General features: G+C 61.0%; 21 protein-coding genes. 11 read left to right on the forward strand and 10 right to left on the reverse strand.

Annotation, left to right across the window (positions count from 1 at the left end):
• The 3 genes from K3555_RS11135 to K3555_RS11145 all read left to right on the forward strand — a co-directional run bounded on the left by K3555_RS11135 (position 1) and on the right by K3555_RS11145 (position 3,200).
• On the forward strand, positions 1–405 hold the full coding sequence (locus K3555_RS11135; RefSeq protein ID WP_259999496.1) for a hypothetical protein: 405 nt from the start codon (positions 1–3) through the stop codon (positions 403–405).
• A gap of 57 nt (positions 406–462) precedes the next feature.
• Complete coding sequence (locus tag K3555_RS11140; RefSeq protein ID WP_260005094.1) at positions 463–2,736, forward strand: NADP-dependent malic enzyme; 2,274 nt, start codon at positions 463–465, stop codon at positions 2,734–2,736.
• 62 nt (positions 2,737–2,798) lie between these two features.
• Positions 2,799–3,200, forward strand: a complete 402-nt coding sequence (locus K3555_RS11145) for a GFA family protein (protein ID WP_259984884.1) — start codon at positions 2,799–2,801, stop codon at positions 3,198–3,200.
• Between the two features lie 94 nt (positions 3,201–3,294).
• On the opposite strand, the gene prpE is transcribed toward K3555_RS11145, so the two are convergent.
• Positions 3,295–5,184 (reverse strand): propionate-CoA ligase PrpE, encoded by a 1,890-nt coding sequence (gene prpE / locus K3555_RS11150; RefSeq protein WP_260008533.1) that lies wholly within the window; start codon positions 5,182–5,184, stop codon positions 3,295–3,297.
• Between the two features lie 532 nt (positions 5,185–5,716).
• Here prpE and K3555_RS11155 point away from each other — a divergent pair.
• Positions 5,717–7,162 carry an amidase family protein gene (locus K3555_RS11155; RefSeq protein ID WP_260005096.1) on the forward strand — a complete coding sequence of 482 codons (1,446 nt, stop codon included), beginning with the start codon at positions 5,717–5,719 and terminating at the stop codon, positions 7,160–7,162.
• A gap of 444 nt (positions 7,163–7,606) precedes the next feature.
• On the opposite strand, the gene K3555_RS11160 is transcribed toward K3555_RS11155, so the two are convergent.
• Entirely contained in the window at positions 7,607–8,368 is a 762-nt protein-coding gene (locus K3555_RS11160; RefSeq protein ID WP_260005098.1) for an NAD kinase, read from the reverse strand.
• 168 nt (positions 8,369–8,536) lie between these two features.
• Here K3555_RS11160 and glyA point away from each other — a divergent pair, with 168 nt between their 5' ends.
• Both glyA and K3555_RS11170 read left to right on the forward strand, forming a co-directional pair.
• On the forward strand, positions 8,537–9,832 hold the full coding sequence (gene glyA, locus K3555_RS11165) for a serine hydroxymethyltransferase (protein ID WP_260005100.1): 1,296 nt from the start codon (positions 8,537–8,539) through the stop codon (positions 9,830–9,832).
• Between the two features lie 123 nt (positions 9,833–9,955).
• On the forward strand, positions 9,956–10,666 hold the full coding sequence (locus K3555_RS11170) for a class I SAM-dependent methyltransferase (RefSeq protein ID WP_260005102.1): 711 nt from the start codon (positions 9,956–9,958) through the stop codon (positions 10,664–10,666).
• A 66-nt stretch (positions 10,667–10,732) separates the two neighbouring features.
• Here the strand turns inward: K3555_RS11170 and K3555_RS11175 are convergent, their stop codons facing one another.
• From K3555_RS11175 to K3555_RS11190, 4 genes are all read right to left on the reverse strand, one after another.
• Positions 10,733–11,020 carry a hypothetical protein gene (locus tag K3555_RS11175; protein ID WP_129370559.1) on the reverse strand — a complete coding sequence of 96 codons (288 nt, stop codon included), beginning with the start codon at positions 11,018–11,020 and terminating at the stop codon, positions 10,733–10,735.
• A 71-nt stretch (positions 11,021–11,091) separates the two neighbouring features.
• A complete protein-coding gene (locus tag K3555_RS11180; protein ID WP_260005103.1) occupies positions 11,092–11,769 on the reverse strand; it encodes a PspA/IM30 family protein in 678 nt (225 codons plus the stop codon).
• Positions 11,770–11,859: 90 nt separating this feature from the next.
• Positions 11,860–12,456 (reverse strand): TetR/AcrR family transcriptional regulator, encoded by a 597-nt coding sequence (locus tag K3555_RS11185; protein ID WP_260005104.1) that lies wholly within the window; start codon positions 12,454–12,456, stop codon positions 11,860–11,862.
• Between the two features lie 66 nt (positions 12,457–12,522).
• Complete coding sequence (locus tag K3555_RS11190; RefSeq protein ID WP_259993705.1) at positions 12,523–12,888, reverse strand: hypothetical protein; 366 nt, start codon at positions 12,886–12,888, stop codon at positions 12,523–12,525.
• A gap of 103 nt (positions 12,889–12,991) precedes the next feature.
• Between K3555_RS11190 and K3555_RS11195 the strand changes: the two genes are divergently transcribed.
• Positions 12,992–13,750 carry an alpha/beta fold hydrolase gene (locus tag K3555_RS11195; protein ID WP_260005105.1) on the forward strand — a complete coding sequence of 253 codons (759 nt, stop codon included), beginning with the start codon at positions 12,992–12,994 and terminating at the stop codon, positions 13,748–13,750.
• Here K3555_RS11195 and K3555_RS11200 read toward each other — a convergent pair.
• From K3555_RS11200 to K3555_RS11215, 4 genes are all read right to left on the reverse strand, one after another.
• A complete protein-coding gene (locus K3555_RS11200) occupies positions 13,747–13,935 on the reverse strand; it encodes a hypothetical protein (protein ID WP_259984910.1) in 189 nt (62 codons plus the stop codon). The genes K3555_RS11195 and K3555_RS11200 overlap by 4 nt on opposite strands.
• A 162-nt stretch (positions 13,936–14,097) precedes the next feature.
• Positions 14,098–14,409: a non-heme iron oxygenase ferredoxin subunit gene (locus tag K3555_RS11205; protein WP_260005107.1), complete on the reverse strand. Its 312-nt coding sequence runs from the start codon at positions 14,407–14,409 to the stop codon at positions 14,098–14,100.
• A gap of 34 nt (positions 14,410–14,443) precedes the next feature.
• Entirely contained in the window at positions 14,444–15,472 is a 1,029-nt protein-coding gene (locus K3555_RS11210) for a fatty acid desaturase (RefSeq protein WP_260005109.1), read from the reverse strand.
• A 104-nt stretch (positions 15,473–15,576) separates the two neighbouring features.
• Positions 15,577–16,335 carry a class II aldolase and adducin N-terminal domain-containing protein gene (locus K3555_RS11215; protein ID WP_260005111.1) on the reverse strand — a complete coding sequence of 253 codons (759 nt, stop codon included), beginning with the start codon at positions 16,333–16,335 and terminating at the stop codon, positions 15,577–15,579.
• A 113-nt stretch (positions 16,336–16,448) separates the two neighbouring features.
• Between K3555_RS11215 and K3555_RS11220 the strand changes: the two genes are divergently transcribed.
• The 4 genes from K3555_RS11220 to K3555_RS11235 all read left to right on the forward strand — a co-directional run bounded on the left by K3555_RS11220 (position 16,449) and on the right by K3555_RS11235 (position 21,548).
• Complete coding sequence (locus tag K3555_RS11220; RefSeq protein WP_260005113.1) at positions 16,449–17,339, forward strand: LysR family transcriptional regulator; 891 nt, start codon at positions 16,449–16,451, stop codon at positions 17,337–17,339.
• A gap of 254 nt (positions 17,340–17,593) precedes the next feature.
• Entirely contained in the window at positions 17,594–18,613 is a 1,020-nt protein-coding gene (locus K3555_RS11225) for an IS110 family transposase (RefSeq protein ID WP_260005117.1), read from the forward strand.
• A gap of 901 nt (positions 18,614–19,514) precedes the next feature.
• Positions 19,515–20,501 carry a thiamine pyrophosphate-dependent dehydrogenase E1 component subunit alpha gene (locus K3555_RS11230; RefSeq protein WP_260005119.1) on the forward strand — a complete coding sequence of 329 codons (987 nt, stop codon included), beginning with the start codon at positions 19,515–19,517 and terminating at the stop codon, positions 20,499–20,501.
• Between the two features lie 21 nt (positions 20,502–20,522).
• A complete protein-coding gene (locus K3555_RS11235; RefSeq protein ID WP_260005121.1) occupies positions 20,523–21,548 on the forward strand; it encodes an alpha-ketoacid dehydrogenase subunit beta in 1,026 nt (341 codons plus the stop codon).
• Positions 21,549–21,613 lie beyond the last annotated feature (65 nt).

Below are 21,613 nucleotides of genomic sequence, written 5' to 3' on the forward strand. Positions count from 1 at the left end.
GTGAAGCTGAACAAGCAAAAGCAATCCACGTTCAGCAGTTTCACGTCGTTTCAGGGGCCGGCCAGGCGGCGGGCCTTCGTAAAACCAACTAAGATCTTCAGTCAGAATACAGGGGGCGCCAAGGAAGTCTTTGGTTTTCTTGCAGCCCGCAGGAAACCCGGCGGCTGGAAAAACCCGCAATTCGCAGATCATCCGCCGTTTGATTATGCCCGTTTTCTTCCCCAAGGCTTTGGCAACGAACATTACACCAGTGACCAGCTCCAGCCTGCGCAGGCAAAATCCGGCAACTGTGCGCCTCGATTTTATTCCCTTTTCATTTGCCGCCAATGGCGTCCGCAAGGCAGAATTCATGCAAGAAACCGCCGCTTGCCAGCACTGGCGTTCATTTGCGTCAGTTTGGACTAGGTTTCCGGCAAGAAAAATGGTTTAACACTAAACAATACTGATATTCAGGAGCGCCAGATGTCCGATTCACAGAACTTGCGCCAAGCCGCGCTCAACTATCACGAGTTTCCGCGGCCCGGTAAGCTGGAGATCCGCGCGACCAAACCGATGGCCAACGGGCGCGATCTGGCACGCGCCTATTCGCCCGGTGTGGCAGAGGCCTGCACCGAGATCAAAGCGGACGCTGCCAATGCGGCGCGTTATACCTCACGCGGGAATCTGGTGGCGGTTGTGTCGAACGGTTCAGCGGTTCTGGGGCTGGGCAACATCGGCGCGCTGGCCTCGAAACCGGTGATGGAAGGCAAGGCGGTCCTGTTCAAGAACTTCGCAGGCATCGATTGTTTTGACATCGAAGTGAATGAGAGCGATCCGGAAAAGCTGGCGGATATCGTCTGCTCGCTGGAGCCGACGTTCGGCGCGATCAACCTCGAAGACATCAAGGCGCCGGACTGTTTTATCGTCGAGAAGATCTGCCGTGAGCGGATGGGCATTCCGGTTTTTCATGACGACCAGCACGGCACCGCAATTGTTGTGGGGGCGGCTGCCAAGAACGCCCTGCATGTGGCGGGCAAGTCGTTTGAAGACATCAAGATCGTCTCCACCGGCGGCGGCGCGGCGGGGATTGCCTGTCTCAACATGCTGGTGAAGCTGGGGGTGAAGCGCGAGAATATCTGGCTCTGCGACATTCACGGCCTGGTCTATGAAGGCCGCGAGGAGGACATGAACCCGCAGAAGGCGGCCTTTACCCAAGCGTCGGACCTGCGCGCGCTGGATGAGGTGATGGACGGCGCGGATCTGTTCCTTGGCCTGTCCGGCCCCAATGTGCTGAAGCCCGAGATGGTGGCAAAGATGGCGGACCGACCGATCATCTTTGCGCTGGCAAACCCGACGCCCGAAATCATGCCGGAGGCGGCGCGTCAGGTGGCACCGGAGGCGATCATTGCCACGGGCCGCAGCGATTTCCCCAATCAGGTCAACAACGTGCTGTGCTTTCCCTTCATCTTCCGCGGCGCGCTGGATGTCGGGGCAACCGAGATCAACGACCAGATGCAGATCGCCTGCGTTGACGGCATTGCCGAGCTGGCCCGCGCCACAACCAGCGCTGAAGCCGCGGCTGCCTACAAAGGGGAGCAGCTGAATTTCGGCGCCGACTACCTGATCCCGAAACCGTTTGACCCGCGGCTGGTGGCGGTGGTGTCCTCGGCCGTGGCCAAGGCGGCAATGGACAGCGGCGTGGCGACCCGGCCGATTGAGGACATCGAGGCTTATAAGCAGAAGCTGAACCAGACCGTCTTTAAATCCGCCCTGCTGATGCGTCCGGTGTTCGAGGCCGCCCGCGCCGCTGCCCGCCGGATTGTCTTTGCCGAGGGCGAAGACGATCGGGTGCTGCGCGCCGCCCAGGCGATCCTGGAAGAGACAACCGAGACCCCGATCTTGATCGGCCGCCCGGAAGTGATTGAGCGCCGCTGCGAGCGGCTGGGGCTGGATGTGCGGCCGGGGCGCGATTTTCAGCTGGTGAACCCGGAAAACGACCCGCGCTATTACGATTACTGGAACAGCTATCACAAGGTGATGCAGCGCCGCGGGGTGACGCCGGATCTTGCCAAGGCGATCATGCGCACCAACACCACCGCAATTGGCGCCATCATGGTGCACAGGGGCGAGGCCGACAGCCTGATCTGCGGCACCTTTGGTGAATACCGCTGGCACATGAACTATGTCGAACAGGTTCTGGGCGGCAACAGTTATGCGCCGCACGGGGCGTTGTCGCTGATGATCCTGGAGGACGGGCCGCTGTTCATTGCCGACACCCATGTGCGGATCGAGCCGACGCCGGAACAGATTGCAGAAACCGTGATCGGCGCCGCCCGCCACGTGCGCCGCTTCGGCCTGGAGCCGAAGATTGCGCTGTGTTCGCAATCGCAGTTCGGCAATATCGCTTGCGACACCGGCAGCCGCCTGCGTGCCGCGCTGGAGATCCTGGACGAAAGCCACCGGGATTTTGCCTATGAGGGCGAGATGAACATCGACAGCGCGCTGGATCCCGAACTGCGCGAACGGATTTTCCCCAATTCGCGGCTGGAGGGCGCGGCCAATGTGCTGATCTTTGCCCATGCCGATGCGGCCTCAGGCGTGCGCAACATCCTGAAAATGCGGGCCGGCGGGCTGGAGGTCGGGCCGATCCTGATGGGCATGGGCAACCGCGCCCATATCGTTTCCCCCTCGATCACCGCGCGCGGGTTATTGAACATGGCTGCCATTGCCGGCACCCCGGTGGCGCACTACGGTTAATCCTGCGGCTGGGAATTACCGCTGGCCGCCTATCCAGGGAAGCCAACAGCGAGGGACCAGCCATGAGAGGGCATTGCCACTGCGGCGCCGTGCATTGGGAGAGTGAGGCCGAGGCGGCCTGGAGCTGCTATTGCCACTGCGCCGATTGCCGCCGCAATTGCGCGGCACCTGTCACCGCATTTTTCGGACTGCCGCATGCGGCGGTCGCGTGGTCCGGTGCAGAGCCGCAGATCTACAACTCCTCTGACGGTGTCGAACGGCTGTTCTGCGGCGCCTGCGGCACCCAGATGGCCTATCGCACCGCACGGGATGCGGTGAATATCCACATGTACACGGCGACTTTGGAATGCCCCGGGGAGATGCCGCCCAAGTTCCATGTCTTCCACTCCGACCATGTGAGCTGGCTGGAGCTGAAAGACAGGCTGCCCCGCTACGGCCGGAGCAGCGGCCAAGACCCGCGGTAGCCAGGCCGGGTCGGCGACCGGACATAGTGTTTCCTGCGCCGCTAGGAGATTGCGGGATTTCCTAGCGGCTTCTATGCAGGGAACCGGCGTATGCTTAGCTGGCGTAACCGATGGTTTGCAGCGCATCCTTGATTTCGTCCAGCACAGCCGGATCGTCAATCGTGGCAGGCATCTTCCACGGGGTGCCATCCGCAATGTTCACCATGGTGCCGCGCAGGATTTTGCCGGAGCGGGTCTTGGGCAGCCGGTCCACCACGAGCGCCAGTTTGAAGGCGGCAACCGGGCCGATCTTCTCGCGCACCCGCTTGACGACCTCGGCCACCACCTCGCCATGATCGCGGCCGGCGCCGGCGTTCAGGCAGAGGAAGCCAACAGGCATCTGGCCCTTAAGGCTGTCCGCCACGCCGATCACGGCGCATTCGGCGACATCCGGGTGGCCCGCCAGCACTTCCTCCATGCCGCCGGTCGAGAGACGATGCCCCGCCACGTTGATCACATCATCGGTGCGCGCCATGATATAGAGATAGCCGTCCTCGTCCTTCATGCCGGCATCGCCGGTCTCGTAGTAGCCGGGAAAGGTCGTCAGGTAGCTTTTCTTGAACCGCTCTTCGGCGTTCCACAGCGTCGGCAAAGTCCCCGGCGGCAGCGGCAGCTTGACCGCAATTGCGCCCAGCTCGCCCGGTGCCACCGGGTTGCCGGCCTCGTCCAGAATGTCGACCTCATAGCCTGGCATCGGCACCGCAGGCGAGCCAAGCTTGGTCGGCAATTCTTCGATCCCCAGCGGGTTGGCGGCAATCGACCAGCCGGTTTCGGTCTGCCACCAATGGTCCACTACTGGAACCTTCAGCTGATCCTGCGCCCAGGTGATGGTGTCAGGGTCGGCGCGCTCGCCGGCCAGGTAAACCTGCTGCAGGCAGCTCAGATCGTATTTCTTGACGAATTCACCCTTGGGGTCCTCCCGCTTCACTGCACGGAACGCGGTCGGCGCGGTGAAGAAGCTTTTGACCTTATGCTCCGAGATCACCCGCCAGAAGGTGCCGGCATCCGGGGTTCCGACCGGCTTACCCTCAAACACGATGGTGGTGTTGCCGTGAATGAGCGGCCCGTAGCAGATATAGCTGTGGCCCACGACCCAGCCCACATCTGACGCCGCCCAGAACACATCGCCGGGATCGACGTTGTAGATATTCTTCATCGTCCAATTGAGCGCCACCAGCTGGCCCGCGGTGTGGCGGATCACCCCCTTGGGCTGTCCGGTGGTGCCGGAAGTGTAAAGGATATAGGAGGGGTGGTTGCCCTCGACGGGCACGCAGTCGGCGGGTTCCACACCGTATTGGAACCCGTGCCAATTCACGTCGCGGCCCGGTATCAGATCCGCCACTTCCTGTTCGCGCTGGAAGATCACGCAGAACTCCGGCTTGTGCTCCGACAGGTCGATGGCGCCGTCCAGCAGCGGTTTATAATGCACGGTGCGGCCCGGCTCAATCCCGCAGGAGGCGGCGATGATCGCCTTGGGCTTGGCATCGTCGATCCGCACGGCAAGTTCATTGGAGGCAAAGCCGCCGAACACCACCGAATGCACGGCGCCAATACGGGCGCAGGCCAGCATCGCCTCCAGCGCTTCAGGGATCATCGGCATGTAGATGATGACCCGGTCGCCTTTTTCGATGCCTTTCGCACGCAGCGCCCCGGCCAGCGTGGCGACCCGGTTGCGCAGCTCGACATAGGAGATTTCACGCTTGGTATGGGTGACCGGGCTGTCATAGATGATCGCCGTCTGCTCACCCCGCCCCTGTTCCACATGGCGGTCAACAGCGTTGTAGCAGGTGTTCACCTTGGCATCGGAAAACCATTCATAAAGGCCATCGCCCTTTTCAAACAGCGCTTGTTTCGGGGCTTCGTCCCAGCTGATTGCCTGTGCGGCCTCCATCCAAAACCCTTCCGGGTCCCGTTTCCAACCGGCGTAAATGTCCTGATATCCCATGGTGTTCATCTCCTCCTGCTCTTTGCCTAGGCGAGAAAGCGGCAAACGGGCAAGTTTTGCTGCCGCAGCACGCAAGGTTGGTCAATAAATTTACAGGTTTCGAACAGGCAGACAGCCTGAATTCACAAAATTTACACATGGTTTGCGGTTTGCATCCAACCCGCTTTGCAAACAGGTCTTTGCCGCAGAATATTCAGGAAAACCCCGCCAGAATTGCAAATCTGCAAACTTTTTCGCCAGATATGGCGGCAGTGATCAGGGAATCACCCGCAGCGGCAAGACCCATGACAAAGAAAAGACATTCTGGCATTTGCCGCGCCGGCTCGCCGTGCACCGCTGATCCTTCCTTCCGCCAAGCATGATTTCGATCAGGCTTTGCCGCTTTCGACTGCGCTTATCGCGTCGCGCTGACAGACATACCTGACAGGTCCTGCAACTTGGTGGAGTTCGCGCAGATTTCCGGCCCTTTTCCGTCCGGTTTCCCTTGCAACTCAGCCCTGCCCTCCTAGGCTGCGGCCAGGGAGGCTTGAGCATGACAAAACCGGATCTATGGCGCCTGAGTGCAACGGAACTGACAAAACGGACACGCACCGGAGATCTGAGCGCCGAAGATGCCGTGCAAGCCTCCATTGACCGGATGAACGCGGTGAACCCGGCGCTGAATGCCGTGGTTGAAGACCTGTGCGCCGAGGCACTGGAGCGCGCCCGCGCGCTTGACACGGCACGCGCAGGCGGTGCTGTTCCCGGCCCGCTGCATGGCGTGCCGGTCACCATCAAGATCAACGTGGATCAGAAGGGCCATGCCACCTCCAACGGCGTCCCGGCGCTGAAGGATTTGATAGCGCCTGCAGACGCACCGGTGGTGGAAAACCTGCAAAAGGCCGGGGCGGTGGTGATCGGGCGGACAAATACGCCGGAGTTTTCCTTCCGGGCCGACACCGACAACCCGCTGCATGGCCGCACCTATAACCCTTGGGGGCGGCATATCTCACCCGGCGGATCCTCTGGCGGTGCAGGGGCTGCGGTGATGGCGGGGATCGGCGCACTGGCGCATGGCAACGACATAGGCGGATCCTTGCGCTTTCCAGCAGCCGCCAACGGCGCGGTAACAGTGAAACCCGGCCTGGGCCGGGTGCCGGCCTGGAACCCCAGCCAATCCGCCGAACGCGGGCTGCTGGCGCAGCTGATGTCAGTGCAAGGGCTGATTGCGCGCTCGGCAGAAGACCTGCATCTGTCGATGCCCTCCTTGATTGCCGCAGACCCGCGCGACCCCTTCCATGTGCCGGTGGCCTGGCGCGGTGAAGCGGTGAGCGGTCCGGTTAAGGTCGCATTCACCAAGAACACCCATGGCTATGATCTGCACCCCGAAGTCGAGGCCGCGCTGGATTTTGCCCGCTCGGCGCTGACCGACGCAGGCTATCTGGTTGAGGACGCGGAACCGCCCAATGTGTTCGAGGCCGGGCGCAACGGTTACCGCGCACTGATGGGCGAGGTCTATGCGCTAATGAAGGATGACGTGGACGCGGCAGGCTCCCAGACCGTACGCGATATCTTTGCCGTCTATTTCCAGGAGTTCCCGCCCTTTGCTGGCGATGAGCTGCTGCGAATGATGGCCAAGCGCACCCATTACGCGCGGCAATGGTCCCTGTTCATGGAAGAATACCCGCTGGTTTTGTCGCCGTTCCTGCCGCAGCCCTTTTTCAAGCCGGACCGCGACACCGAAGGCGCCGAAGGCGTGCATGAGGTGCTCGGCTGCGCAGTTTATTCCTATGCGATGAACTTCCTCGGCCTGCCAGCCGCCTCGGTCCCCGCCCGGCTGGCGCAGCTGCCGAACGGGCCGCAGCCCATCAACGTGCAGATCGCCGCCCGCCGCTGGCGCGAGGATCTGGCAGTGGACGCCTGCGCCGCGATAGAAGCCCGTGCAGGCCGCATGTGCCTGCCGCTGTGGGACCAGATACAGGCCGGCGGAGGCGCCTGATTTCACAGTCAGCCGGTAAACGGCAGCATCAGCGGGTCCCAAAGGTTCAAATTGGAGATTGCCCCGAAGCAGTCCGGATGGGCAGCAATGGCGGGAGTATGCATCTTCACGCGCAGCCTGTTCACGCCCGTTTTGCCAGTTCATGCCAGTTTTGCCAATGGTCCCGGGGAACGGGTTGAACCGCCCCCGGGGAACTTCCATACCGAGATCACTCACTACAAACAGCGGTCGCCGCGCCGCGTTCAGCGAACCTGGCGTTCTGGCGCAGGTTTCGTGGGCATGACCGGCAGGAAACTAAATAAACAGGTAACGTACAAAACACGCCGGTACGGCACTGTGGCATTCTGCCCTTGGGCAATCACCACCCACATCCGCCTGTGGGTAAACCATCGCATATAATCGTTACCGGGATGTTCACAAATCCGTGAACTCTTCGTTAAACGGTTACGTAAACTGCTCGGATATAAGTCTTTCTTCCAGGCCATGACCCGGGTCGAACAGGATTTTATGGCGTATTTGCGGATCGGTGCGGATCTCAACCCAATCAATATCGGCCACCGAATTCGAATCCGCGTCAGCCATCACCGGACGTTTACCGGCCTCCAGCACATCAAAGCGCACCATTGCGTTGCTAGGCAAAAGCGCTCCGCGCCAGCGCCGCGGCCGGAAAGCGGCAATCGCCGTCAACGCCAGCACATCCGCCCCGATCGGCAGGATCGGCCCATGGGCAGAATAATTATAAGCAGTGGAGCCCGCAGGGGTGGAGACCAAGGCGCCATCGCAGACCAGTTCCTTCATCCGCACGCGCCCGTCCACGGATACTCTGAGCCGCGCCGCCTGCGGTCCGGCCCGCAGCAGAGACACTTCGTTGATGGCCAGCGCCTTATGCACCGCGCCGCGACGGTCCATTGCGGTCATCGACAGCGGATTGATGATTTCCTGCACCGCTTCTTCAAGCCGCTCGATCAGCCCGTCTTCGCGGTACTCATTCATCAGAAAGCCAACGGTGCCGCGGTTCATCCCGTACACCGGCGCCGGGTGATCCACCATCGCAAGCAATGTGCGCAGCATGAAACCGTCGCCGCCCAGAGCCACAACAATACCGGCTTCGGCGGGCGGCACATGCCCGTATCTGTTACGCAGAGTGCCCAGGGCCTGCTGCGCAATTTCGGCCTCACTGGCCAGAAAGGCGATTCTCAAACTCATGAAATCTGTTTCCGGTGTTAGGCATCTGGTTCCGAAACAATCACAGCTTTCCGGCAAAGACCATAGTTGCCGTTCTGTCGCAGGGAAATGTCGCTTTACAGGCTTCCTGCGCAAGGAAGTTTCCGATAGGAAATCCCTCAATTCTGATCCTTACTCAACGGAGCCACCATGACTGAAGCGACCCGTGACCCCGGCTTTTTCACCCAACCCCTCTCCGAGCGCGACCCTGAGCTTTATGCGTCGATCACCGCCGAGCTGGGCCGCCAGCGCGACGAGATCGAGCTGATCGCGTCTGAGAACATCGTCTCGGCGGCGGTGATGGAAGCGCAAGGCTCTGTGCTGACCAATAAATACGCCGAAGGCTATCCGGGTCGCCGCTATTACGGCGGCTGCCAGTATGTCGACGTCGCTGAAAACCTGGCCATCGACCGCGCCAAGGCGCTGTTCGGCTGCGAATTCGCCAATGTGCAGCCGAACTCCGGCAGCCAGGCGAACCAGGGCGTGTTCCAGGCGCTGATCCAGCCCGGCGACACCATCCTGGGCATGGATCTGGCCTCCGGCGGCCACCTGACCCATGGCGCGCGCCCAAACCAGTCCGGCAAGTGGTTCAACGCGGTGCATTACGGCGTGCGCGAAAGCGACAACCTGATCGACTACGACCAGATCCAGGCGCTGGCCACCGAGCATAGCCCCAAGCTGATCATCGCCGGCGGCTCCGCCATTCCGCGCCAGATCGACTTTGCCAGGTTCCGGGAAATCGCAGACAGCGTCGGCGCCTATTTCATGGTCGACATGGCCCATATCGCGGGCCTGATCGCCGCCGGTGAGCACCCCTCGCCGTTCCCGCATGCGCATGTGGCCACCACCACCACCCACAAAACCCTGCGCGGCCCCCGCGGCGGCATGATCGTGACCAATGACGAAGCGATTGCCAAGAAAGTGAACTCGGCGATCTTCCCCGGCATCCAGGGCGGCCCGCTGATGCATGTGATCGCCGGCAAGGCGGCGGCCTTTGGCGAAGCGCTGAAGCCGGAATTCAAAACCTACCAGAAGCAGGTGCGCGCCAACGCCGCGGCGCTGGCGGACCAGCTGATCAAAGGCGGCCTGGACATCGTCACCGGCGGCACCGACACCCATGTGATGCTGGTCGACCTGCGCCCCAAAGGTGTGACCGGCAACATCGCCGACAAGGCGCTGGGCCGCGCCCATATCACCACCAACAAGAACGGCATCCCGTTCGACCCGGAAAAGCCCACCGTGACGAGCGGTTTGCGTCTGGGCACCCCCGCAGGCACCACCCGCGGCTTCGGCGAGGGCGAGTTCCGCCAGATCGCCGACCTGATCATCGAGGTGATTGACGGGCTGGCGGCCAACGGTGAAGACGGCAACGCCGATGTGGAAGCCGCGGTGCGCGCCAAAGTGGCGGATCTCTGCGCCAGGTTCCCGCTGTATCCGAACCTGTAAGAGACTGAAGAACACAAAAAACCAAACGCCGCGGCCCTACACAGCCGCGGCGTTTTTTATTGACGGCACGTCTGTCAGCCACCACTACTCCCCTTTCGCGTATGCAGTATGGGAGAGCCTGTGATGGACAATGGATGGCAGGCCTCTGCTGACGCCTGGATCACACTGATGGGGGTAAGCGGCGACTTCAGCCGGCAACATGTTCTGGATCACCCGATGCTGAATCGTGTGCGTCTCCGGCCAAGCCCGCGCATTCTTGACGTCGGGTGCGGCGAGGGCCGGTTTTGCCGGATGCTCGCGCCCTTCGCAGGAAACGTAACCGGCCTGGATCCGACAGATGCCCTCCTCCGGCATGCAGAAGCCCTGTCTGATCAGAGGTTTGTAAAAGGCACTGCAGAAGCTCTGCCATTTGAAGACGCCAGTTTCGACATCGTAGTCAGCTATTTGACACTGATCGACATCCCGGACACGAAACGTGCAATCGCCGAGATGACGCGGGTGCTGGCGCCGGGAGGTCATCTGCTGATTGCCAACCTCAACAGCTGGATCACAGCCTCGCAGTCCAAAGGCGGAGGCTGGACACGTGATCAGGAGGGCGCGGCGAACATGTGCATCGACTGCTATTTCGAGGAACACCACCATTGGGGCGAATGGAATGGGATGCGGATAAAGAACTGGCACCGGCCGCAGGCGTTCTACATGCAGGCATTGCTGAACGCAGGGCTGCAGCTGACCCATTTTGACGAACCCATGGCGACGGGCGGCGAGCGGGCGGACAGCTACAACCGGGCTCCCTATCTCTACCTGATGGAGTGGCAAAAGCCGGCTGGCTGAATACGGCGGCACGGCAAACGCCCGCCAATAGATGGCGGGCGCCGGGCCTGTTTCACTTAATGCGGATCAAAGATCCTGTTTCGCGTCCAGCAGCGCGTCTTCCAGCAGCTTTTCGTTGCGGGCATCTTCGATCTTGCGGATACGGTCTTCGCTGGAGCGATGATCGAACCGGTACTTCACCACGTTGATCAAGCTGAGCGTCAGCAAGAGCACGCCCATGCCCCAATAGCCTTTGGTGGCAAGCGGTACTTCGGTGGAAAGCCACAGGGACACCCCCAGCATCGCATAGGCGATGGCCACGCCGGCAACGTTCAGGAGGATAATCAGTTTATTGTCAGTGCTGTCGGTAAACATGTCTTTGCTCCAGTTTTCAAAAATTTCATTAGGTTGCCCGGCGGTCCGGGTGATGCCTGGGCTGTGCCCGGTCAATCTTTAACTTTCAGCCGGTTCAGCACATCAGCAGCGGTGCTGCGGCTGCGGGGGCCGAAACCGGCGTCTGCCAGATCATCGGCGATGGTGCTGCCCGCCAGCTCGCCGTCGATTTCGCGCAGGATCTCGCCCTGCTCGAACGGGTCATCGCGCTGCAGTACCTGGCTGATCAGCGCCTCGGCCTCTTCGGCCGGGCTGTCACCGCCGGTGTGGCGGCGCAGGCGGCGCTGGATGTCCTGCTCGCGCCGCGTCGCACGGGCAGCTATGGCGCCCTGTTTCAGATCGGTGATGCGGCGGCTGGCGGTTTCCACCGACTGGCGCAGCTGCAGGATACGGGCTTCCAGCCGGTCCAGGGTCTGGCGGCGGACTGTCAGCTCATTCTCCATCTCGGCCACTGCCTGTGCCGCAGTTTGCGCCAGGTCTTCGCGCCCGCCTTCCAGCGCTTCACCGGCCCGGGCCATCAGGTCCCCTACGCGGATTTGCAGGGTTTCGATCTGGCGCTGTTCCGCGCGCTGGCGTTGGATCAGGCTGGCCAGGGTCAGCTTGGCAGCCTTCAGATTTCCTTCGGCCTCGCGGATCTTCTGGGTGATCAGCTCGATCGAATAGGTCTCCCGCAGCTGTTCTTCAGCCCGGGCATTGGCACCGGTGATCAGGGTCTTCAGAGTGGCGAACATCTCTTCCTCCATCTTGAACATCGTTCACAAGGGGAGTGATCGCATGATTTTGAACGTCGTTCAAGAACTATTTTGAACGACGTTCAAAAATTACTGTTTGCCGATTTGATTAAGAACCTGGGCTATCATCGTTTCGATCTGTTCCGGGGGCACCCCCGAGATACGCCGTTCCAGCCCCAAGAGCACAATGCCATGCACAGAGGAGAACAGCGCCCGCACCATCAGGCCGGTTTCCTCTGCCCCCATCCCCGGGAACAGTTCCCCCACCGGCAGGGCGATATTGGCAAAGAGCCCCTCCAGCGCGTCCAGATACCAGCCGGGCACCGGCCCCTCTGCGGTCATCTGCAGATCGAACAGCGCCCGCCACAGGTTGGTGTTGCCGATGGCAAAATGAAGGTAGGCGTTGCTCATCAGGATCAGGCGGGCAGTAGGAGGTTCCGCACCGGCATCCGCCACGGATGCCCTGACCGCAGCCCCCAGCCTGCGGAAGGTGCGCCCGTTCACCGCCATGATGATGGCGTTCAGATCGTCGTAAGCGTTATAGATCGCCCCCAGCGCACAGCCCGCATCCTCGGCCAGATCACGGGCGCGCAACGCCCCTGCCCCGTCGCGGGCAATGCGGATCTCTGCCGCTTCCACCAGTTTTTCCCGCAGCGCCGCCTTGCGCGCTTCTACTTTGCCTGCCATGGCGCCCTGACCTCATCTTGAACCGCGTTCAAAATACCGCAGGCAGCAGCGGCGTAAAGCAGGAAATCAGATCAGGCCGCGCCAGCGCAAGACAACGACCAGTAGAATCAGCACCACCAGAAGGGAAAACGCCACACTGCCCAGCACGCCCAGCCAAAAGCCCTTGCGCCGGTCGGCCAGGTCGACTTTCTGCAAATGCGCCTTCACTTCGCGGGCGGCGCCGCGCAGCGGTTTCTCGTCCACCGTCGGCCGCAACTTGGGGTGTTCCAGCATCGGCAGCGCATCGGCAAGTTTCATGCCCTGCTTGTAGATCCGGCGCGGCAGGCGGCGGCGCGCCCGTTTCAATGCGGCGGCCAGATCGCCGGAGGCCTGTTCGCGCTCCTTCAGCAACGTGCGGATGTCCTCGATATCCTGGTCCAGGCTGGCGGCCATTCCGGCACTCTCCCTCAGCTGCTGTTCACCGCCACCCTAGCCTGCGCCTGCAGCTGTCTCAATGGGGGTGGCAAGCCTTTGCCTGCGCGGGTATCTAGAACTTATGCTGAACACGATCACACATGGCACTGCCACCGACAAAACCCCGCTGCTGATTGCCCACGGTCTTTATGGCTCGGCCCGGAACTGGGGTGTTATTGCCAAACGCCTGTCGGATGAGCGGCTGGTGGTTGCCGTTGATATGCGCAACCACGGCGACAGCCCGCGGACCAAAAGCCACAGCTATCCTGAGCTGGCCGAAGACCTGGCCGAAGTGATTGCCGCCCACGGCGGGCAAATGGATGTGATCGGCCATTCAATGGGCGGCAAGGCGGCAATGACGCTGGCACTGAACCACCCTGATACGGTACGCCGGCTGGTGGTGGCTGACATTGCGCCGGTCGCCTATGGCCACACCCAGATCCAATACATCCACGCCATGCGCACAGTGGATCTGGAGACGGTGGAGCGCCGGCCTGAGGCCGCCGCGCAACTGGCCAAGGCCGGAGTGGAGCCTGCGCTGCAAAGCTTTTTCACCCAGTCGCTGGATATTGCGAACAAGCGCTGGAAGCTGAACCTGGACACGCTGGCAGATCAGATGCCGGACATTATGTCCTTCCCTGAGACGGATGCCGCCTGGGAGGGGCCTGCGCTGTTCCTGTCCGGGTCTGAATCGGACTATGTGCTGCCCGAACACCGCGACGAGATCCGTGCGCGCTTTCCCGCCGCCCGCTTTGCCAAACTACCCGGTGCGGGCCATTGGCTGCACGCCGAAAAGCCGCGCGAGTTCGAAGCCGCCGCGCGGGTGTTCCTGAGCGCCTAGGCGCCGCGGGCGTAAAGCTGCTTGGCCACCAGCCAGGCAACCGGCACCCCCAGCACAGCCCCAATGGCCGCCGAGGCCAGGATGGCCGGAACATTGGTCATGCCTGCGACCAGAACCACAATGACGCCAATGCCCGCCAGGCTGCTGCCGATCAGCGAGTAAAGAATGGATGCAAGGCGCAACATGGGGTTTCTCCTATAACTGCCGAGTCTCTTTGAGTACTTGCATAGGGAGAGTGAGAATCTGCCGCCTTGATCAGGATCAGATTGCAAGCCGATCAAAAGGGCGGCCCCAATGGGGCGCCGGCGGCTTACTTTGCGGCGAAGCACTGGCCGGGGAGACGCGGGTCAGGCGATGTTCACAAAAACCCGGCCGCCCTCGACCTTTACCGGATAGGTCTTAAGATCAAGATGCACCGGCGCCGACAGCGCCTTGCCGGTGCAGATATCAAACCGGCCGCCATGCAGCGGGCATTCGATGACGCAATCAATCACCAGCCCGTCCTCCAGGCTCTGCTCTTCATGCGTGCACATCAGATCCGAGGCGAAGAACCCCTTTTCGGTGTTGTAGATCGCGTATGATTTACCTTCGTGCTGCCAAGCGATCAGGTCCTCCTCGTCGATGTCATCGGTGGCGCAGGCGTCTATCCATTGGCTCATGCTGTGGCTCCTGTTTGGTGTATTCCGGCATAACTCACATTGTCCGCTGCGCGACACGTTCCACCGGGCCGCCCCCGGTGATCATATGCGGCGCCTGGCGGATGCTGGCGGCCTTGGTCGGGCGGCCAAGCGAGCGGCGCAGCACCACTGACAGCACCTCGAGATTGGTCTTGCAGAAGCCCGGATCCGGCTCTGGCAGTTGATCCTGCACCGCTTTGGCCAGTTTGGGCAGCGCGTGGAACGGCACCTGCGGATACAGATGATGTTCGACGTGGTTGTTCATCTTCATATAGAGGAACTCGGCCAGCCGGTTGCTGCGGAACGAGCGGGTGCTCTCCAGTATCGAAGGCGAATTCTCCTGCAGCTCCACGTGCTGGATCAGCGTGAACAGCAGCATAACGGGAGCACCCAGGATGCGCGGGATCACCAGGAACCAGACCACCCACCAGATACCAAAGAACGGCGCCGCGGCGATCAGCGCATAAATCATCAGCATAATGCGCGCGTTGCGGGTCATCCTGGCGAACTCGTCTTCCGGCGTGACCATCTTCATCGTATCGGTGTAGCGGCCCGCCGCCAGATGCACGAACACCTGCATGTGGAACCGCAACAGCGCAAAGCCGGTGATCTCGGCCAGCCAGCCGCCAAAGCCCATCGGCGTGTCGAACGGCATCTGGCTGTCCTTGCCGACATGCCAGGTATGGGTGTGGTGGTTGGTGTGGGTGTAGCGGCGGTGCAGCGGCTCCTCCATGTATAGGAATGAGGTCACCCACAGCACCACCTCGTTCAGCCAGCGGCTGCGGAAGGCCGTGCCATGCGCGGTTTCATGGCTGAAGGAATAGGCCGGCACGGTCAGGAAGATGCCATGCAGCAGCATCGCGGGCCAGACCCAGAGTGTGCCGAGCGTTGCCCAGACCAGCGCGCCGGTGGCCGCCAGATAAGCAAACCATTGACCAATATAGATCAGGCCGGGTTTATCGCTGCGGGCAGCGATGGATTTCAGCGTTTTCTTGTCGAGCTTCACCCCGGAAGACGCGGCATTTGTGGGGATATAATCAGGCATCTGCAACCTTCCGGATGGCTGAAGTGATGTGTCAGACGGGTGCAGAAAACCTCCGGGCAGTCCGCTGACCACCCGTGGCTTCCGCACCTTCCAGGACTGCCTGCTCAGCTCGCGTAATTGGCGCCTTCGTCGTCGAGGATCGCCTTCAGCTCGGCCAGGTGGCGTTCGGCCTGGCTGGGATAATCCTCCAGCTCCTGCGCGGTCTTCTCGGCGATCTCGTCGCTCAGCACCCGCAGCTTCTGACCGGTCTGCAACGCCCGGATATAAGTCTCGGCGGCGCGCTCAAAATAGTAGAGACGGTTGAAAGTATCCGCGACATCGTCGCCGATGATCAGCACCCCGTGGTTGCCCATGATCATGGTCTTGACCTTGGGGTCGGTCAGCATCGACGCGCAGCGCGCACCCTCGTCGTCAAACGCCAAGCCGCCAAAGCCGTTGTCTATCACATAGCGGTTGTAGAAGGTCGCTGTGTTCTGGTCGATCGGCGGCAGGGTGCTGTCGGCCAGGCAAGCCAGCACTGTGGCGTGGATCGAATGCACATGCATCACGCAGCGCGCATGGGGACACAGGCGATGGATCGAGCCGTGCAGCCCCCAGGCGGTCGGGTCCGGCGCATCGGGGCGCTCCATCGTCTTGGGGTCATTGGCGTCCAGCAGCAACAGATCCGAGGCCTTGACCCGGGAAAAATGCACCTGGTTCGGGTTCATCAGGAACTGGCTGCCGTCGTCGTTCACCGCCAGGCTGAAGTGGTTGGCCACCGCCTCATGCATGTCCAGCTTGGCCGTCCAGCGGAACGCAGCAGCCATGTCCACGCGCTCCTGCCAATGGGTGAGGTTCGGGCTGAGATCCGCTTGCTTGTTCATTCTGACGCCTCCGAAACTGTTGATGCACAAGTGGTGCCAGCAGAATTGCCGGCTGACAAATGATTGATTCAGCGCTAATGCATTAATTGAATTAATGCATAGGTCGTGCGTCCGTGTCTTCTCCTGCCTCGCCCTCTTCTTCGCTGCCCCCGCTCACCTGGCTGCGCGCATTTGAGGCCAGCGCGCGGCATCTGTCCTTCACCCGCGCCGCAGGCGAGCTGAACCTGACGCAATCGGCGATCAGCCAGCATGTGCGCAGCCTGGAGACTTTTCTGGGCCGCGAGCTGTTCATCCGCAAAACCCGCGCGCTGGAACTTTCCGAAGCCGGCGCCAACTACATGCCCATCGTGCGCGAGGCCTTTGACCTGATTGCAGCCGGAACGCAGGCTTTCACCGGCGGCGATCAGGGGCGGCACCTGGTTTTGCAGTGCAATATGGCGTTTTCGGTGTTCTGGCTGTCACCCCGCCTGCCCCGTCTGTACAAAAAGTTCCCCTGGCTGGTGCTGAACATCGTGACCCCGATCTGGGATCCCGAACGCCATGCCGCCAATGCAGGCACCGAGATCCGCTTTGGCCGCCCTGCCGACATGTCGGCCGCCGCCGTCCGGCTGACGCGGGACCGGTTCTACCCTGTCTGCGCGCCGGGCTATCAGGACGGCAAAGTTGATTTCGAGACCGGGACCCTGTTGGATTGCGGCGGTGTGACAGGCTCTTGGGGGGCGTGGTTCAAGTCGCAAGGGCGCACGTTTGAACGCAATCACGAGATCAACCTGGCCTCCACCTACGTGATCGCCATGACAGCGGCGGTGAACGGCGCCGGTATCTCCATGTCGCACGACACGCTGGCAGGCGGGCTGCTGGAAAGCGGCCAATTGGTCAAACCCAGCGGGCATTCAGCGGAATTGCTGGAGAACTATTTCCTGCTGCCGCCCCCCAGCCATGCCAGCACCCCGGCGTCGCGGGCGTTTCTGGAATGGCTGGAGGGTGAACTGCCTCCTGTATAGCACCAACATGAGGCCCGCGCCTGACCTTCTGTAATGGGGGCAAAATCAAGACAAAATATTCATCTCAGTTAAAGGCCCAACCGCCCCAAACGTGCACAGATGGGGATTGTGAGGAACACAAAGAGAACACACGATACAGTGGCCATTCGCTGCGCGTTGTTCGAACTGGTGAAGAGTGGATGGCGTCTGCACCGAACCGTCGCGCAATGCGGCATAGTGCAGATGTTTTCACCAGCTAGGAATGAAGCTCCGCCTTGGAAGTTACGACAATAGGATTGGATCTTGGAAAGGACGTTTTTCAAGTTCACGGTATCTCCGCTGACGGAACAGTTGTTTTCAATCGTTCGATCCGGCGCAAACAAATGCTCAATTTCTTTGAGGCGTTGCCAAACTGTCTTGTTGGGATTGAGGTCTGCGGATCTGCACATCATTGGGCGCGTGAACTAATTGCGATCGGTCATGATGTGCGGCTAATGCCAGCGGTCTATGTGAAGCCGTATGTGAAGCGCGGAAAGACATACGCCGTCGATGCGGAGGCAATCTGCGAGGCCGTCACACGACCGACCATGCGGTTTGTTGCTGTGAAGTCGAAAGAGCAACAGGCCCTGCTGACCATCCATCGGGTGCGACAGCTTATCGTCCGCCGAAAGACCCGGATGTTGAACGTAATCCGCGGTCTTCTTCGTGAGTTTGGCCATGTGATCGGGAACGGACCGGTTGCTGCGATGCGTTTCATTAAGACATTTCAGACGGACGGCTGCCTAGACATGCCTGATGTGGCCAAGAGCATGCTCAAAACACTCTGCGAACAGGTTGTTGCTCTCGATGAGCGGGTGACCTTTTATGACAAGCTGATAGAGTATCATTCCCGGATCGATGAGCGCGCCAAACGGATTAGGAAAGTGCCAGGCGTTGGCCCCGTCACCGCTTCGGCCATTGTGGCCACCACCGGCGACGGTCGCCAATTCAAGAACGGACGTGAGTTTGCCGCCTGGCAGGGGCTGACACCCCTTAACAGATCGAGCGGTGGCAAAGAGCGTTTGGGGCGTATCAGCAAAAAAGGTGATCGCTATCTTCGACGATTGCTCGTGATCGGCATGACCTCTCAAGTACAGCGTGCACGTGGATACCCGGAACGTGTGCATCCATGGATCAAGCAGCTTCTTGGACGCAAACCCGTCCGCCTCGCAACGATTGCTATGGCGAACAAGGCGGCCAGGATCATCTGGGCGATCCGCACCAAAGATACGTACTACCGCCAATCAGCGGCATAGAAGGAGCCGAACAAAACCGATTTGCAAGACGAATGCCCCCTCTCGGCAGATTTGCCGTGCAAATCGCCTGCCGGGCAACGGATGGCACGTGCGGTCATCCGAAAACCTGAAATCCCGTGCTTTGTCCTGAACTCACAGGTTCGCGTCGCCGATTGGGAGCAGGTTTGCGGAACCCGTCAAGGCCAGCGGCAAGTATCGACGCCGCGATCAAAGGCCGGACACAGGACTGTACTGACCAACCGCGCAATCAACGCATTTTTTCCTTGCAAAGCAGACGCCATCCACACAGGACAATCCGGACTTATGCAGCTGCGGAGAATGCGCTTGCAGAAAACGCGAGAACTTCTTTGCACCTGCAACAGCAGCCTTTCTGCAATGCAGCGGGTTTCACCGAACAGGCCATCCAGTTCCGCAGCTTGGCTGCGTCTTCCATAACCTCAACTGGCTACTGCCAGGCTCAACATTCGAGACGCAAGGTCTTGCAAGAGATCGCACAATTTCTGGTACTCGAGCCCGAAGTGCAACGTTGCCGCTATTGAGATGCGGCAGACACAGCCAGCACATATAGAAATTAAATCGGCAAAGCGCCAATCGCATCCGCAGCTGCCACAATTTCCCGACTGAAGGAAACAAGAGGCAATTCCTGGATAAGGCATCAGTTCTTGCCCGCAGCACATTCAGTGATTCCGGCTCGGTGCAGCCCTGAGGGATATCAGACTTCCCGCCTCTGCTCTTCCCAGCGGCGGCATAACAACAATCCTAGTGCTTCGTTTTTCTAGCGGCTGTCTCGCAGCCCTGTAGAATGAGACAGTTTTTCACGAACCGTCCACGAGCACCTGAAAACGCTGTCAACGGTGTCGGCAGCGCGGCAGCCTTTTCCCTGACAAGGAGGAGAGGAATTATGCAGCCAGCAAAAGACACCTTGGCGTGGATGTATGAAAAGATGGTGACAAGCCGTCGTTTCGAGAACGCCATCGAAAAGATCTATATGGAAGGCAAATCGCCTGTCTTCAACATGGCGGACGGTCCGATCCCGGGTGAGATGCACCTGTCGGACGGTCAGGAGCCTGTTGCCGTGGGGGTCTGCGCCCATCTTGAGGCCGGGGACGTGGTCACGGCCACGCACCGCCCGCATCATCAGGCGATTGCCAAGGGCGTAGACCTGAAGAAGATGGCTGCCGAGATTTTCGGCAAGGCAACCGGCCTGTCCGGCGGCCGCGGCGGCCATATGCATATCTTCGATGCCGAGGTGAACTTCGCCTGTTCCGGCATCATCGCGCAAGGCATGGGACCCGCCGCCGGCGCGGCGCTGTCGCGCCAGATCCAGGGCAAGCCGGGGGTTGCGGTTTCATTCATCGGTGAAGGCGCGGCAAACCAGGGCGCGTTTCACGAAGCGCTGAACCTGGCGGCGGTCTGGAAGCTGCCGATGGTGGTTATAGTTGAGGATAACGCCTGGGGGATTTCGGTCTCCAAGGAAGCCTCCACCGCGATCAAGCGCAACTCGGACCGGGCGGCGGCCTATGGCATTCCCGGCCATTACATCCCCGGCAATGACCCCCTGAAGATCTACGAGGTGGCGGGCGAAGCCATCGCACGGGCGCGCCGCGGCGAAGGCCCGACGCTGATCGAGGTCGAAACCTACCGGCTGGCGGGCCACTTCATGGGCGATGCCGAGGGCTACCGCCCCGATGGCGAGAAAGACGGGCTGTTCGCCAAGGACCCGATCCCGGTGATGCGCGCCCGGCTGCTGGCTGGCGGCAGCTTTACGGATGCCGAACTGGACGCGCTGGAAACCGGCGCCCAGGCGGCGGTGGATGAGGCGATCCGCTTTGCCCGCAACAGCGCCGATCCGAAACCCGAAGACGCGCTGACAGCCGTTTTTGCCTGAAGGCTCTAGGGAGGAAAACACATGGAAAATGAACGGAAACTGACAATTGCACGGGCGATGGCCGAGGCCACGGCGCAGGAAATGCGTGATGACCCGAGCGTGTTCGTGATGGGCGAGGATATTGCGGAGCTGGGTGGCGTTTTCGGCAACACCCGCGGCCTGCTGGAGGAATTCGGCAAGAAGCGCGTCCGCGATACCCCGATTTCCGAAACCGGGTTCATCGGCGCCGCGGTGGGTGCGGCGCAGGATGGCATGAAGCCGGTGGTTGAGCTGATGTTTGTGGATTTTTTCGGCGTCTGCTTTGACGCGATCTACAACCTTATGGCCAAGAACACCTACTTCTCGGGCGGCAACGTCAACGTGCCGATGGTGCTGATGACCTCCACCGGCGGCGGCTATTCGGATGCGGGGCAGCATTCGCAGTGCCTTTACGGCAGCTTTGCGCATTTGCCCGGCATGAAGGTCGTGAGTCCCTCCAACGCCTATGACGCCAAAGGGCTGATGACGGCGGCAATCCGTGATCCGAACCCGGTGATTTACATGTATCACAAGGGACTGCAGGGCATGGGCTGGCTGGGCACCGAGGCGGGCGCAATTACCCATGTGCCGGAAGAAAGCTATGAAGTTGAGATCGGCAAGGCGGCTATTGCCCGCGAAGGGCGCGATGTGACGATCGTGTCAATTGCTCAGGGCGTGCATCACGGGCTGAAGGCCGCGGATGCGCTGGCGTTACAAGGCATCAGCGCCGAGGTGGTCGATCTGCGCTCGCTGGTGCCATTGGATCGCGAAACGGTGCGCGCCAGCGTCGCCAAGACCGGGCGGTTGATTGTGGTCGATGAGGATTATCACAGCTACGGCGTCTCGGGTGAGATCATCGCCACGGTCACCGAGAGCAACATGGCAGACCTGAAGGCGCCGCCGCGGCGGATCGCCTATCCGGATGTGCCGATCCCCTTTGCCCGGGTGATGGAGCAGCACTGCCTGCCCAATGCGGACAAGATCGCCGCAGCTGCCCGCGACCTTTGCGGGGCGCCGGTTCCGGCCTGAACGCACTCAAAATTCCTGGAAACAATCAGCTGCCCCGCAGTGCCGGGGCGGCGCCAAGAGGAGAT

The sequence above is a fragment of the Leisingera sp. M527 genome (assembly GCF_025141525.1).
GTDB lineage: Bacteria > Pseudomonadota > Alphaproteobacteria > Rhodobacterales > Rhodobacteraceae > Leisingera.